At 40.2% G+C, this 15,515-nt stretch carries 12 protein-coding genes; 2 read left to right on the top strand and 10 right to left on the bottom strand.

The window, feature by feature from the left end; all coding sequences use genetic code 11:
- Window positions 1–49: 49 nt before the first annotated feature.
- From RI196_RS08890 to RI196_RS08880, 3 genes are all read right to left on the bottom strand, one after another.
- On the bottom strand, window positions 50–958 hold the full coding sequence (locus RI196_RS08890) for a ketopantoate reductase family protein (protein ID WP_311067273.1): 909 nt from the start codon (window positions 956–958) through the stop codon (window positions 50–52).
- A 677-nt stretch (window positions 959–1,635) separates the two neighbouring features.
- Window positions 1,636–2,676 (bottom strand): zinc-dependent alcohol dehydrogenase family protein, encoded by a 1,041-nt coding sequence (locus RI196_RS08885; protein WP_311067272.1) that lies wholly within the window; start codon window positions 2,674–2,676, stop codon window positions 1,636–1,638.
- Window positions 2,677–3,216: 540 nt separating this feature from the next.
- Window positions 3,217–4,275, bottom strand: a complete 1,059-nt coding sequence (locus RI196_RS08880; protein ID WP_311067271.1) for a beta-carotene 15,15'-monooxygenase — start codon at window positions 4,273–4,275, stop codon at window positions 3,217–3,219.
- Window positions 4,276–4,625: 350 nt separating this feature from the next.
- Here RI196_RS08880 and RI196_RS08875 point away from each other — a divergent pair, with 350 nt between their 5' ends.
- The gene (locus RI196_RS08875) at window positions 4,626–6,719 is read left to right on the top strand and encodes a DNA topoisomerase III (RefSeq protein ID WP_311067270.1); all 2,094 of its coding nucleotides are present in this window, start codon (window positions 4,626–4,628) and stop codon (window positions 6,717–6,719) included.
- A 459-nt stretch (window positions 6,720–7,178) separates the two neighbouring features.
- On the opposite strand, the gene cspD is transcribed toward RI196_RS08875, so the two are convergent.
- Both cspD and RI196_RS08865 read right to left on the bottom strand, forming a co-directional pair.
- The gene (gene cspD, locus RI196_RS08870; RefSeq protein ID WP_063389535.1) at window positions 7,179–7,379 is read right to left on the bottom strand and encodes a cold-shock protein CspD; all 201 of its coding nucleotides are present in this window, start codon (window positions 7,377–7,379) and stop codon (window positions 7,179–7,181) included.
- Window positions 7,380–7,647: 268 nt separating this feature from the next.
- Window positions 7,648–8,088: a DMT family transporter gene (locus tag RI196_RS08865; protein ID WP_063389536.1), complete on the bottom strand. Its 441-nt coding sequence runs from the start codon at window positions 8,086–8,088 to the stop codon at window positions 7,648–7,650.
- A 497-nt stretch (window positions 8,089–8,585) separates the two neighbouring features.
- Here RI196_RS08865 and RI196_RS08860 point away from each other — a divergent pair, with 497 nt between their 5' ends.
- Window positions 8,586–10,007: a glycoside hydrolase family 18 protein gene (locus RI196_RS08860; protein WP_311067269.1), complete on the top strand. Its 1,422-nt coding sequence runs from the start codon at window positions 8,586–8,588 to the stop codon at window positions 10,005–10,007.
- Between the two features lie 70 nt (window positions 10,008–10,077).
- Here RI196_RS08860 and RI196_RS08855 read toward each other — a convergent pair whose 3' ends face one another.
- The 5 genes from RI196_RS08855 to RI196_RS08835 all read right to left on the bottom strand — a co-directional run bounded on the left by RI196_RS08855 (window position 10,078) and on the right by RI196_RS08835 (window position 15,152).
- The gene (locus tag RI196_RS08855; protein ID WP_311067268.1) at window positions 10,078–13,203 is read right to left on the bottom strand and encodes an MMPL family transporter; all 3,126 of its coding nucleotides are present in this window, start codon (window positions 13,201–13,203) and stop codon (window positions 10,078–10,080) included.
- Window positions 13,200–13,652 carry a MarR family winged helix-turn-helix transcriptional regulator gene (locus RI196_RS08850; protein ID WP_144597992.1) on the bottom strand — a complete coding sequence of 151 codons (453 nt, stop codon included), beginning with the start codon at window positions 13,650–13,652 and terminating at the stop codon, window positions 13,200–13,202. The genes RI196_RS08855 and RI196_RS08850 overlap by 4 nt, the downstream gene beginning before the upstream one ends.
- A 397-nt stretch (window positions 13,653–14,049) precedes the next feature.
- Window positions 14,050–14,271 carry a hypothetical protein gene (locus RI196_RS08845; RefSeq protein ID WP_094245728.1) on the bottom strand — a complete coding sequence of 74 codons (222 nt, stop codon included), beginning with the start codon at window positions 14,269–14,271 and terminating at the stop codon, window positions 14,050–14,052.
- Entirely contained in the window at window positions 14,255–14,791 is a 537-nt protein-coding gene (locus RI196_RS08840) for an RNA polymerase sigma factor (protein ID WP_130156574.1), read from the bottom strand. Before RI196_RS08840 ends, RI196_RS08845 begins: the two co-directional genes overlap by 17 nt.
- On the bottom strand, window positions 14,775–15,152 hold the full coding sequence (locus RI196_RS08835) for a hypothetical protein (protein WP_311067267.1): 378 nt from the start codon (window positions 15,150–15,152) through the stop codon (window positions 14,775–14,777). Before RI196_RS08835 ends, RI196_RS08840 begins: the two co-directional genes overlap by 17 nt.
- Between the last annotated feature and the right edge of the window lie 363 nt (window positions 15,153–15,515).

Below are 15,515 nucleotides of genomic sequence, written 5' to 3'. Positions count from 1 at the left end.
TGTATGAATGGAATTGAATCCTTCATGTGTATAGGAATTGTCCATCGGATCATCGATGTGTTTCAAGAAAAAGCAAATTGCTGTACAACGTTTGAAGAACAGGCGTTTCAACACCAATCTGCCGCCCCTTTTTCACGATAAACCCGCACAATGATTCGATTTCCATCCTTTTTCCTTTCAATCGATCTTGCAGCATGGACGGCTTATGCTTCAGAGCTGCTCCTGAATTGGCAAAAGTGCGATGAAACATTTCTTCATCTAATGGAATCCCGATTTTATTGGCTACTCGCATCACTTCTCGGCAAGCATTTTCAGCTGTTTTCCTCAATTCTTTATGCTCCATAATTTCACCGACAGTCGCTTTGGATAAAGCAGCAAGCGGATTGAAGGTTGCATTCCACAACAGCTTTTTCCACTTATCCAGCATGATATCATCTGTTGTTTTTACAAAAATTTCAGCTTGACGAAAAAGATCTGCCACTTTATCGCGGAACGAAATGAGTGATTCATCCAGAGCACCGATCACTAGTTTTGCTCTTCCGCTATGCTTTATGACCCCAGGCTCTTCCACATGTGACGACAGATAGGTTGCAGCTGACAAGAGCCTTTTTCCACCTAAAATTTGAGCGAGCTTTTCTTCATTGTCGACTCCATTTTGCAGCGTCAAAACAACTGCGCGATCATTCCGCAAAGAGGCAATCTGTTCTGCTGTACTTTCCGTGTCGGTTGATTTCACACAAAACAGTATCAGCTCACAATCAGCAAAACCCTCTATTTTATCTGTAAAAACACCGTCTATTGTGAGGAGTTGATCATTCGTTTTAACCACTAAACCTGATTTTTTCATTGCCTCTAAATGCTTGCCCCTTGCAAGGAAAACAACATCATGTCCGGCTTTCTTTAATAAAGCTCCAAAATAGCCGCCGACCGCGCCAGCTCCAGCAACAGCGATTTTCATAACATTCCCCCTTCAATTGAATCAAAAAGCTTATGAATGACAGAATAAACAGAAAATAATGAAATGCAAGTTTTGCACCTCAATTATTAACCTAATCTTTTCATTAATCAAGTGAAAGCATTCGGGACTGAAAAGTCTTGAGTGTTTAAAACCAATAGTAAAAACGAGCCTCCCAAACAGATGATAATCTTGAAACCAATATCAGACTCTAGACTATTATGATTTATTCTATGTTCCATGAGGATTCGCAAAGCGCGCAGATCACTAACACTCATAACTTAAAATGACGGCAATGCTATAAAAAAAGAAGCAGAAGTTGAAAAAAGCCTGTCCAAAATGAACGAACTCCGTGAAATAGCATCTCTCCCCCGCCGAATCGTTGACTTAGCTTTCGAATAAAATACGCTGAATTTATAAGTCTTGTAAACATACAGCTGCTAGCACGTTTTTGCTTTCTTACATTTTACAGTTTTATATGAAAAACGAACAGATAGGTTAATCTTTTTCCGCTCCATAATGATGTTTCTCGCAATCAAATAATGAAGCTTTTTCTTTTTTCTAATAAATTTAAGCATCCATCCAACACACATAACCCCGTTCTAAGTTTAGGACGGGGTTACAATAAAATGGTTTACTTTTTAAGAACAATGCTTCACTTACATCAAGTTTTTTAAAGGTTAATCATTGGATAAAATGACTTTCATCGCTTTTTCTTTAGCCGCATTGCGAAATACTTCGTATGCCTGCAAAATCTGGTCCAGCGAAAAACGATGAGTGACTAACTGTTCCGGTTTAATTTTTCCTGACTGCACCGTCTTTAGCAGCATCGGTGTCGTACTCGTGCTAACTAGTCCAGTTGTGATTTTGACATTGCGAATCCACAATTGTTCTAAGTGCAATTCGACAGGCTTACCATGAACACCAACGTTGGCCAACCGTCCGCCCGGCTTTAGGATTTGCTGGCAGATGTCGAAGGTCACCGGGAATCCGACCGCTTCAATCGCTACGTCAACACCTTTTCCGTCCGTTAGTTCAAGCACTTGCTCAACCGCATTTGTCTTTGAGCTGTTCATTGTCTTAGTGGCACCGAACTTTTTGGACAGCTCCAGACGATTATCGTCAAGGTCGATCATGATGATTTCCGCTGGTGAATAAAGCTGTGCTGTCAACAGTGCTGCCATTCCGACCGGTCCGGCCCCGACAATTGCGATTACATCCCCTGGTTGAACTTCGCCGTTGATTACCCCGATTTCGAGACTTGTCGGAAAAATGTCACTCAACATAACAAGCGCTTCTTCATCGACTCCCTCAGGGATATGATACATGCTTGTATCCGCATATGGAATCCGAACGTACTCTGCTTGGGTACCGTCGATCAAATGCCCTAAAATCCAACCGCCTTTTTCACAGTGTGCGTACATCGCTTTTTTACAATAATCGCAGCTTCCACAGGAAGTCACACAAGAAATCAGCACTCTGTCTCCAGGTTTGAAATTGTTGACACTTGAGCCGACTTCTTCTACTATACCAACACCTTCGTGTCCCAATGTCCGTCCGTCAGTTACAGCCGGTACATCTCCACCCAAAATATGTAAATCTGTTCCACAGATTGTCGTTTTGGTGATTCTTACGATGGCATCTGTTGGTTCCTGAATCGTAGGCTTGTCCTTCTCTCCCCACTCAAGCTTGCCTGGTCCACGGAATATTAGTGCTTTCATCATCATACCTCCTAAATATATTTGTTCGTAAGCTGTCTTCGGTTTCAAATAAAGGCCATGGCGGGTCTAACTAAATTAGATGTTACTAGCGGTTTGTTATCCCAAAGGTATTTTTCCCCTTGCGATCAAGAAATTATTCTGCTCAATAGGTATGTATGATATATATCCCCCCTCTCAAGTTAACATAAAGTATCTTGCCGGAAGTTCCCTATCACAGATTGCGTGGGCAACAGGGTCAGGAAAAAGTGTTAGTGAGCGGCGGAAATAAATAATTTTGCCGTTAACTATGTGGCATTTTTTTTAATCCGTCACAATTGGCTCCCCTGAACAACTTCAACTTGTTGCAATTGATGATCCATTGTTGGCCAATCAGCGTTTGTAGCACTTTAACAACGAACGGCTGCAACAAAAAATAGCGATTTATGCCATAAAAAACACTATTCTTACGACAGACAACTTAGCTAGAGCACCACAGCTGCTCACGTTCGTTATTATTATTTTGAAAATTAATACTATTCTCTTAATTAATTTGGCCTTTTGTTATTTTGCCTGAGAAGCTTTTTCTTTCAGCATCTTATAAAACGTATCAGGATGATCCAAACGTAAAGCCACTTTCGAATATGTTTTTTGAAATCCTAAGAAAAGTGTGGCACGGCAAGGATTCTTTAATTCTAAAATCATATTCGGATGTACCGTTTCGAAATCTCTAGCAATAAATTCAATAGTTGTTTTCTTATCTATTTTTTTCTCTAATTGTTTTTGATCAATGGTAATTGACTCTATGTCATCTAACGACAATACCATTTTTTTTGCTAATCCAAGAGATAAGTACAAGTAATTATCTGTCATTTTCAATGGATTTAAGCGTACTGCCTGTAAGTCGCCGAGAAAAAAGATAATTGAATAAATATTCAAAATAAGCAGCAAAATGGACAACAGCTTGGACTGATCATGCAGCCACCAATGAATTCCGATCGTTTCAATAATAATTGCGTGAATGATCATAATTTGAAATGCCACTATGCTGGAATTTTTATGCAATGTAAAGTATTTTTCACCTTTCGGCGGTCGTTTCTTCCACGACATAAAGGCATAGTAAAACATAAGGAATTCTGACGCTACGATGTGTACAATAGGATGTTTGCGAACTTTTTCTTCAACAGCAGTCGGAAAAGAAAACAACAAGCTGTCATCACTCATGCGGACCTGTCGAATAATTGCAGGCAAATAGCGCAAAAACATGAATAGCAAAGCTAATTCTGACAATACTAACAATCCTTCAATGGCAATACCTATATAAGATATTGCTGCAAATGGCTCAAAGTATTTTGCTGGAATGATAAACCTAGCTAAAATTAATCCTCCTGCCATCCAAATAATAAAACGTTTAACTGAAAAATTCTTTTTATATATTACTGCCATTAAAAGCGGAACAACGATTGCCAAGTCCATTAAAGTGCCAAGGATGACCCATCCCATCTCCTCAGGCAATACCATAATCGACAAAGGCGACCTATATATTAGAAAATTGGAACAAAGCACCAGCACTAATAAGGACAACCATATATACCTTTTTTTATCAAATTGCCAAGCTTCCACAAATCCACCCCTTTTTACCTATATTGTAACAGATTTTAAAATATTTCGTTTTTTATTTTTGTTAATTTTCAAAATTGCCAGCTTTCTCCTTGTCTCTGCTGATTTTAAGAAACGAACATGTTCCTAAATTGAGTGTGATTGATTTCTTGAGGTAATACGAAAGAACTAAATTTGAACATGCATCCTCTGTATGTGAACAGTCAATCATCCCATAGTACAACCTTTACAAGAATTCATTGCCTTAAGAGATATAAAACTGAAACATATTATGCTTTTTCATTCAACTAATGCAAACCTCCCTCCTTTCCGTTATACTTAAAACGTTGTTGATTGAAAGAAAGGAGCATTATATGAAATCTCTCGTTTTAGCTGAAAAGCCGAGCGTTGCACGTGAGATAGCCCGTGTGCTTGGCTGCAAAAAAGAGCATAAATTTCACTTTGAAGGAAGCAAGTATATCGTAACGTGGGCGCTCGGTCATTTAATTGAATTGAAGATGCCGGAACATTACGATCCAAAATATAAAACATGGCGGCTGGAAGATTTGCCAATTATCCCAGAAAAAATGGGGTTAAAAGTAATTAGACAAACGAGCCGGCATTATAAAGGCATAGAACTGTTGGCGAAACGAACGGACATTAAAGATTGCATTATCGCAACAGACGCCGGACGTGAAGGCGAACTTGTTGCAAGATGGATTTTAAAAAAGCTGAACTGGAAAAAGCCGATTTTGCGCCTATGGATTTCATCTCAGACCGATAAAGCCATTCGTGACGGTTTCAAGCATTTAAAACCTGGGAAACAATTTGAAGCATTATATCAGTCTGCTGTTTGCCGTGCTGAGGCAGATTGGCTCATCGGCTTAAATGTGACAAGAGCTTTGACGACGAAATATAATGACCCGCTTTCGGCAGGGCGCGTGCAGACCCCAACCCTTGCCATGATCATGAAAAGGGAAACAGAAATTCAAAAATTTGTACCGAAGCCGTATTGGACGATTCATGCAAAAATCGGTTCCATTCATACCATCTGGGAGCGAAACGGCGAAAAAAGAATTTTTTCCAAAGAAACGGCTGAACATCTATTGGCAAACCTGAATGGTAAAAAAGGTACAGTCATCAAAGTGGAGCGCAAGCAAAAGAAAGAACATCAGCCGCTACCATACGACCTAACCGAGCTGCAGCGGGATGCCAACAAGCGTTTCGGCTTTTCCGCAAAGAAAACGTTAACGATACTGCAAAAGCTTTATGAGCATTATAAGCTTGTCACATACCCGCGGACAGACTCCCGTTATTTAACTGCGGATATGGTATCGACAATGTTTGACAGGCTTCAGGCAATGGCTTCCGGCTATAAAGACGAAATCCGCCCTCTCCTTTCCAACAAAGGAAAAATTTTATTAAAACGGGTGTTCAATAATGAAAAAGTGACCGATCATCATGCCATTATCCCGACGGAGGAACCGCTAAATATGAGCCAGCTTTCCAATGATGAAAGGAAGCTGTATGATTTGATTGCCCGCCGGTTTTTGGCGCTGTTTTATCCTGCTTACGAATATGAAACCGTCCATGCGGTTTTTGATGTGAACGGAGAAACACTCACTGCAAAAGAGACAATTGTATTGAATAATGGATTTAAAGCCGTTTTAGGGAAGCAGCAGGATGAGCCGGAAAACAGAAACATCCCTGCTTTAGTTAAAGGACAATCTTTTGCTGTTCATCAAGTAGAAATAGAAGAAAAATTGGAAGAACCTCCTCTTCGCTATTCAGAGGCGGACATTCTTACGCAGATGGAAAAGTTCGGACTCGGCACTCCTGCAACTAGGGCGGATATTATTGAAAGACTTATCGAAACAGAAGCGGTTGAGCGAAAAAACGGAAGGTTCTACCCAACGAAAAAAGGTAAACAACTGATTGAACTTGTCAATGATGAACTAAAATCACCTGAACTGACAGCGCGCTGGGAAAAAGAGCTTGAAGCGATTGCACGGGGAAAAGGAAATCCTGAATTTTTCCTAAACAACATTCGCAAGCAAACGAAACGGCTCGTTAATGAAATAAAAAATAGCGATAGAAGCTACAAAGCACACAATTTAACCGGCTCCATGTGCCCGGAATGCGGCTCCTTTTTAAAAATACGTTCTACAAAAGAAGGACGTTTATTAGCATGTTCGAACATGGAATGCCGCTATAGCAAACGAAAAGATCCGAAGCTGTCCAACCGGCGCTGTCCACAATGCAAAAAACGAATGGAAATCCATAACGGCAAAGCCGGTGTTTACTTCCAATGCCGCCGCTGCAATGTGGTTGAAAAAGCGGAAGAAAAGAAAACGGCAGTCAATAACCGCAAAGATCGGGCTTTAATTCAAAAATACAGCCCGAAAAGCGATTCTTTTGGCACAAGTTTAGGTGATTTGTTAAAACAGGTGTTGGAAGAACAGCAATAAATAAAAAAGCTTCCGGATGCTGCGTTTACGACAAAAAGTTAGCTTGTTTCTATTTAAAAACAGTGTCACGACGAAGCTGGAATGGTATGCAGTTTGTTTCAAATTTTTAAAAGGGATTTGTCAAATAAGTCATTTTTTCGGCTTATAGACAAACCCCTTTAATATTTAGAAACGTTCATATCGATGCTTATGATTATAATGGACTCCACTTTCTGGACAGCTCCTTACCATTCATTAACTACACGCGAATTAAAACGTTATGTACTATTTGTTCCCCCTGCATTTCTAAAAAGCTCAAAACAGTCAACCACATACATTCGAAAATGGTCTCCCCTCTTTCGACCTCTCCAAAATATTTACACATGCTGCAGGGTCTTTATCGAACAGTAATCCTCAAGTCGAGATGTTTATAAATTTCTAAAAAAAGCGGCACCTAAATAAGGCGCCACTTTGAAAGGATTAGTTTTTTTGTACGTTTGCCGCTTGAGGTCCGCGTTGGCCTTCGACAATTTCAAATTTAACAGTTTGCCCTTCTTCTAACGTTTTAAAACCATCGCCTTGAATCGCCGAAAAATGAACAAACACATCATCTCCACCATCGACTTCAATAAATCCAAACCCTTTTTCACTGTTAAACCATTTTACCTTACCTGTGTTCATGCTTTTTCCTCCAAAAAAAAGATTTTACCATTCATTGTTTGTTTTTCATAAGAAAAAAAAGCCGCACACTCATGAGAAATGCAGACCATATAAGATCGCCTGCATTTCAATATGAGGTACGACTTATAATGGATCCATGATAAAACGAACTAAATGGCTAATTCATTATAACCAATCAAACATAAAGAGTCAAGAAAATGTAAGAATGTTCTTGACTCTTTAAGGGTGATACTTTATGTTATACGCTGCTTTCCCCTAAAAACAAATCTCATTCACTGCCGCGGTAAAGAAAGAACAGAGCTGTCAGCATTAGCCCGATCCCAATCAGGCGGTTTATGTCTATTCGATTTTTCGGCATTCCAAATAATCCAAAATGATCAATGATGACGCTGATGGCCATTTGACCGATGATTCCTGCAAGGAGCGTTACGGCCACCCCAACCTTCGGAACAGAAATAATGGTAAACGTGACGAACATCGCGCCTAAAAATCCCCCAAGCAAATTCCATTTTGGAACTTGAAACAAATCGGTAATGTGGCCCTTTCCAAAAAATAAAACAAGGAACGCTAAAACCATTGTTCCAACAAAAAAAGAGACAAATGCTCCTTCAACAGCACCGATTTTTTTGCCTAGACTTCCGTTAATCGGCGACTGTATTCCTATCATCATCCCACCCAGTATCGCTAAAAAAATGTAAATCCATTTCATCCTGAACCCTCCCCAGAAATATAATTTCTCTTCTACCCGCTTGAACTCCTTTACGTAAAAACGTTCTTAAGTAAAAAAGTTGATTTTCTAAAATTTTCATTTTGTAAAAAAAGAAGAGACTTAAAAAAACGGCGCTTTTGTAAAAGCTCTTAAAATGATGAAAGACAACAGAATTTATCAATAAATTTTTGTTGTCTGAAAGTGCAAACCTGCCGTTCAGATGAGAATCAAACCCGTTAAATAATTTTCTAGCACCCCCACAGAAAATGATGCTGTAAAGGAGGAGATGAAGACCGATCTATTTGTTTGATGAAGAGCACAACGTTTACAAGTATATTCGGCCTGATGATTAGTTCAATTATCCATTAACGACAATTTACTACACTTGTTATATGTAAAGACCTTAAAAAAATTATATTCAGCAAACTATTTTCTCTCATGTCATTTTCTAGATCAACCATTTTCAACATATATATAAACAAAAAAAGGAGGCACTTATGATCATTCATATTATACAAAGAGGAGAGACTTTATGGAACATAGCTGAACGCTACGGTATCAGTCTTTCTGAAATTATTGCTGCAAACAGTCTGCCCGATCCTAATCGATTACTGATTGGCCAATCACTTGTGATTCCCATTGCTTTTCGTCAACATATCGTCCGAGCAGGGGAAACATTATGGCAAATTGCCCAAAAATATGGAGTTGCCGTCGGGTCTATTGTTCAGGCTAACCATATTAGTGATCCTTCAAAAATTAATCCGGGAATAATTTTAAACATTCCGCCTCGCATCCATACTGTGAAGCCTGGAGAGAATTTATCGCAAATTTCTCAAATTTACCGTATATCCGTACAGGAAATTGCCAAAGCCAATCGAATTCAAAATCCCGACCTTCTTTATCCGGGGACAAGATTAACGATTCCTTTTGTAAAACCAGTCATTGACGTAAATGCATATACGATCCATGCAGGTGAAGAAGGAGGCAAAGAAGTTCGAGAAGCTGGCAGCTTTTTAACATACGTTTCTCCATTTGCCTACATCATCCGGGAAGACGGCGGACTCGATGCAATAAACGACACAGCGATTCTTCAAGCTGCTTTAACAGAACAAGTGATACCAATGATGAGCATAACAAATTTTACGTTCAGGGACCCCGGGTCACGGCTGGCTCATGCCATCCTTTCAAATACGGAACTGCAAGATCGATTATTGACCACCATTATAAACACTATGAAAGAAAAAGGTTATCGTGGATTAAATATTGATTTTGAAAATGTATTTCCTGACGATCGTGAGTTATATAATCAATTTTTACAGCGCGCCGTTGACCGATTGCACAAAGAAGGATATTTTGTTTCGACCGCGCTCGCCCCTAAAACGAGCCCAGAACAAAAAGGAATATTATATGAGGCACACGACTATGCCGCACACGGCAGGATTGCAGATTTCGTTATTTTAATGACATACGAATGGGGTTATAGGCTTGGACCTCCTCAGGCGATCTCTCCGCTTAATCAAATCAAACAAGTGCTAGATTATGCTGTAACCGTCATTCCAAGAAATAAAATCTTTATGGGCTTCCAAGTATATGCTCGTGACTGGCTCCTTCCCCATGTTCAAGGTCAGGAAGCAGAAACATTCGATATGCAAGAAGCGATTCGTCGAGCAGTTCAACATGGTGCTGTGATACAGTATGATCGAACATCTCAATCTCCGTTTTATCGGTATGTGGATGAACAAGGCCGTACGCATGAGGTCTGGTTTGAAGACGCGCGCAGCACCCGGGCAAAATTTGATGCGGTAAAGGATTACGGTTTACAGGGAATTAGTTATTGGGTACTTGGCTATCCATTCCCGCAAAATTGGGTATTACTTGAAGACAATTTTCAAGTGCGGAAATTCCGTTCAATTCATTGATAGCAGAAGTCTCTCATAGCACAAATGAAAATAAGGGAACCTACGCACAAAGCGTATGTTCCCTTCTCGCTTATTCCTCTTTCATAAACGGCCACCAGTTCGCTTTACCAAACATTTTGACCATCACCGGTACAAATAGCGGCAGTACAACAAGAGCATATAAAAATAATCCTGTTAAAACAATTGTGGCAATTTCGAGCAGCGACAGCACACCGGACGGAAGCATCGCCGCAAATGTTCCGCCTAAAATGACCGCGGCGGAAATAATGACCGTTCCCATATGACGCATAGCTGAAAGCATCGCTTCTGTGACAGGCAAATCTCTGTATTCGTTGAAGCGGTTCATAAGGAAGATGCTGTAATCTATGCCAAGCGCAATTAAAATGACAAATGAGAAAAATGGAACTGCCCAGTTCAAACCGTCGTATCCAAGAAGGCGAACGAAAATGACTTCTGACACCGCCATTGATGTGTAATACGTTAGAATAAGCGATAAAATTAAATAAATGGGCATGACAAACGAGCGCAGCAATGCAATTAATATAAGAGCAATCCCTATCAGCATCAATACAACTGTGCGGGAGTAGTCGTTTGCTGAAATCTCGTTCAAGTCGGAGTAAATGCTAGTAACCCCGTCATAGGCAATTTTCGCATTTTCAAGCTTCGTGTCTTTTACGGTAAACTCCACCGCTTGTTTGACCTCAGTAAGCTGATCCATCGCTGAAGTTGAATATGGATTTTTCTCGAAAACAACATCAATGGTTGTCACTTTGCCGTCATTCGATAAGTAAGCTTCTTTCGCATCCGCAAATTCTTTGCTTTCAAGCACTTCCTTCGGCATGTACCAGCCTGCCATTTCCTGATTTGAAGAAGAAAGACCAGATAAGTAATTTTCGGCAGAACCGAGACCATCGGCTACTTGATTTAGACCATCCACGCTTTTGTCAAGGCCTGAAATCAGCTGATTCATTTGTCCATCCAGCTGAGAAAAACCTTGCAGCAATTCCTCCTGTCCATTGTTGACTTGGCTTAAGCCGTTAGACAGCTCCGGCAATTTTGAAATGATGGTTTGCTGTCCAACCGCTGCTTTATTCAACCCTTTTCGCAGCTGATCAAGCCCGTTGATGAGCTCTCCCATTCCATTAACGAGCGCTTTTTGACCTGAAAGTAATTCAGAATATGAACGGTTCGCCTGCTCTATTCCATTTGTCACTCGCTGAAGCGCTCCGTTAATTTGCTGAAATCCGCTTCTCATTTGTTTTGCTTGTTCACTAAGCTGGGAAGCTGCCATTTTCACCTGTTGATACTCAGCATCCTGCTGAAGCTGCTGATGTCGTTGTTCGATGCGGTTTAAAGATTCACTCATGCCGGATAAATGTGTTGACAATTGACCGAGATGTGATTCCATCTGTTGATATTGTTTCAGCAATGAATGTAGACTGCTTCCGGCTGTTTCGTATCCTTTCAAAAGCTGTTCTGCGCCGGATTGCAGCTTTTTCGCATTGTTTTGAACGGTCTCAAGCCCTTTCTTTATGTCACCGGCCCCCATTGATCCGCTCTCGATCCCCTGTTTAACTTGCGAAAGCCCTTTTTCAAGTTCACCGACGCCTGCTTTTAATTCATTTGTTCCGGAAACCAGCGCTTCAATACCGTCTGTAGCTTGTTTTAATTTCGGAGATGATGCAGAAAGCTCTTTGCTCGCTTCATTCAAACCGGAGCTGATTTGTTCAAGCCCTTCATTTCCCTGACCAATTCCGTCTTTCAGCGTTTTCGCCTGTTCTGTCACAAATAATTGGTCGATCTGTTCGCCTGTCGGTCTCGTTACTGAGCGGACCGTCTCGACACCTTCAACTTTTTCGATGCTTCTGCTTATTTTTTCAATTAAAGCAAAATATTCCGTCCTATTCATGTTGTCATCATTTTTGATCACAATTTTTGTCGGCATCGCTTCGCCTGGGTTGAAGCTTTTCGAAATAATATTAAAAGCCTTGACAGAGTCGTAATTATCCCCGATTTCTTGAAGGGAATTAAACGACAGCTTGCTGTCATAGGAAAGCAGCACTGGGAGGGTAATGATTCCTACGATGATTAAAGAAACAAGCGGTCTGGTGAACGAAAAACGTCCTGCAAAGTCCCATAGCTTGCTCTGTTTATGTTCCAGATTTCCTTTAACTGGCCAGAACAACACCGGGCCAAGCACAGCCATGAAAAACGGAACAAGCGTCATAAGTGCTACCAGCAGGATGGCGACTCCGACAGCGACTGCCGCAGCCGATTGATAAAGCTTAAATGATGACAATCCGATCGCCGCAAAGCCGATCATAACGGCTAAACCGCTGAAAAACACAGTTTTTCCAGCCGTGCGATAGGTTGTTATAATCGCTTCAGTTCGGCTTTCTTGTTTGCCAAGCTCCTCTTTAAAGCGGCTTAGCAGTAAAATGCAATAATCTGTACCGATCCCGAACAAAATGGCGACCAAAAATGTTTGCGTAAAAGTGGACAATGGAAAATTCACCATTTCAACTAAAAAGGCGACAATTGACTGTGATGCCAAATATGTCATGCCGACTGTCAAGAGCGGCACAAATGGTGCTATAAGCGAGCGGAAAACGATCAGCAAGACGATCAAAATAAACACGACTGTTATGCCTTCTGTTTTTTTCACTCCTTCCTGCGAGCTGACAATAACGTCTTCATCGATGATCCAGCTGCCGGTATAATAATGCTCCAATGAAATATTATCGATCACTTTATAAAGAGCGGATGTCATTTCTTTTGCCGTTCTTCCGTCTCTTTCCATTTGTATTGACGTCAAGATGGTGGTTTTATCTTTTGAAACAAGCTGATCCTTTAACTCCTCTTGATGAAAAGGCGAAACAATTTCTGTAATCCGTAAATTCTCGCTGTGTTGTTCAAGCTGTTTTACAGCTTGTTCCGCTTCTTTCCAATCTTCCTTTGTCAGCCCGTCCTCATTATGCAGCACAAGGGCGACTGATATTAGATCTCCTGAATGCTCTTTGCTCTGAATTTCTTTTAAAATGTCATTCGCGATCGAAGAGGAATAACCTTCTGGAACCGTAATTTGCCCTTTTTCGCGCACAAGCTCCTCCATGTTTGGCGATGTAAAGAGCAAACCAATAACAGCGACAAGCCATAAAATGAGTACAAACCATTTTCCTTTCAGGATTGCCCTCATGACTCAACCTCCAGTTCAAGCAATACGTTTGCCAATTTTTCATAGGTTTGAATAAATGATTCGATCTCGTCCTCCGAAAATTTTGTTATGAACGATCCTACAACTTTATGAACTCTCTCTTCTGTGCTTGCAAACAAATTGCTCCCTTTTTCAGTCAAAGCCAAATAAATGACCCTCCTGTCTTTTTCATCGCGAATTCGCCGAACAAATCCTTTCTCAACAAGCCGATTAATCATCGCTGTGATCGCGCTTTTGTTCACTCGAAAAACATTAGCTAGTTCTGTTGAAGTGCACCTTTCCTTTTGATGGATATAGCGCAAAAGATAGTGTTGTTCGTTTGTGATATCTGGATCAATTTCACATTTCACAAGTTCTTCTGCTCTTTTCGTTACAGTGAACGAAACCTTAATATACCGTTCGATCAATTCATCTATTTTTTTTCGATCCATTGTCTGCCCCCTATTTTAAATAGTTCAACTATTTAACTATTAAACTATTTAACTATCAACCTGTCAATCAATTTTGTATGAAAATTGGCAAACTTCCTCTTCTTCAAGCGCGTGAAAGGTGCATTCCAATAATTTGAAGGCTTCTCTAACGTGCTGAACGCTAGTTTCCATTCTCTAAAATATGTTCTTAGCATAGAAAAAATGTTGTGTGAGCCAAGCTTTCATACTGATCCGCGTCACATAAGAGCAGATTCGCCGAGTTAGCAGGCAGGACTGTCCGTTGCACTCTCAATGCTTTCGTTATAGAACTGAGAAGCTTCTGTTTCAAGTGTCAGTTAAACGGCGAGCAATTGATGGAAAAAGGGATCAACCTGCAAAGATGATCCCATCCATCGGTTCACAAAATCATCCAAACCGAAACAGCTAGCGAAACAACAATTGGAATAACCTGAATACATACCATCCCTTTAAAGGTGATTCGTTCTTCAGGAATCGGAAATGAAGCCTTTTCACACAGCCAATTAGCAAGCTTCTCCATTTTTGACTTTTTCATTGGAAAATCCGGTACTTCCACTGTATATTTTTTTAATAATTTATCAATTTCACGATCCTTTTCCATCAGATTCGATCCCCCATTCTTTCCTCATTTTTTGAACCGCTTGATACAGCCTTGATTTCACCGTGCCCAAAGGTATGTTTAAGATGCGCGCAATATCCTTTTGTGACAGATCATGATAATAAAACAATACGATAACGGCCCGCTGTTCGTTTGAAAGCGATTGAAGCATCCGCTCGACCTCCATTTTTTCATCGGAACGGGATATGTTGACAGGCTCTTTATATAAAAACGGAAGAAGACGGTGCCACCTTGCTCTCATTTTTATTTTGCTGATCATCGTATGATAAGCAATTTGAAAAAGATATGTCTTCAGCCTCCCTTTTTCAGGGGAAAAGTAATGCTTTTTTTGCTGCAGCTTCAAAAATGCATCTTGAACGACATCCATGCTAAGCTGGTCGTCCCGTGTACAACGGTAAATAAAGCGGAAAAGCGGTGCTCGATATCGTTCATAAAGCTCGTTCAAAGCTTCCGTATCACCGTTTTGAAATTTTTCCATCAGCTTTTCATCTGTTAAATTCATCTGACCACCGCTCTTTAATTCCTTTGAACACATACAGAATTCTTCCGATGAACCAAAGAAACGTCATTAAAGTAAACATAAACGATTGATGAAGGAAAAATTGAATGACAGGACTGTTAATGTTATCTCCCTTTATTAGAAAGATAAAGAGTCCTGTGAGGCAGCAAAATGAATAAATTGCGGATATAACCGTAATCGTATCCCAACGGGTCCAATAGAAATAAAGATCGGTTTTTTTAAAATCAATGTTTCCCCATCGATCCCGAACGACCTTTTTATTTAAAGAAGCGATCGAAACACCGAAAATCGTTCCGATGATTCCGCCTACAATTGAACTGATTACCCAGCCGGTTACAGGCATAATTGTCATCTCCTTTCCCATCATTCATTTGTTTATACAAATCGTGAAAGGAAAAAGTTCATTTTTTTCCGTAATTTTTTAATAAAAAGGCTTCAGGTTGATTTCATCTGTAATATTAACAAAATCGCTGTTAGTTCTAATGTTTCGCTGGCCGTTTTACATGAAACGCTCCGATTCCATTCCGTTGATCAACATTTTACATCTTCTTGCAGATAAATCTCACGCTTTTTTCGCAAACGTCATAGGTCCGAAACAGATTCAATCATTTTAATGTTTTATGAAAAATGAAGTTTTCCTGTTTCTTTCTGTCAAGTCGAAAAAGTTGAAGTTGTTTCTTTTCATTCGATACAATGGATGTGCGAT

This window comes from Aeribacillus composti, assembly GCF_031760945.1.
Taxonomy (GTDB): Bacteria; Bacillota; Bacilli; order Bacillales; family Aeribacillaceae; genus Aeribacillus; species Aeribacillus composti.
This window is presented reverse-complemented; position numbering and strand designations above follow the sequence as displayed.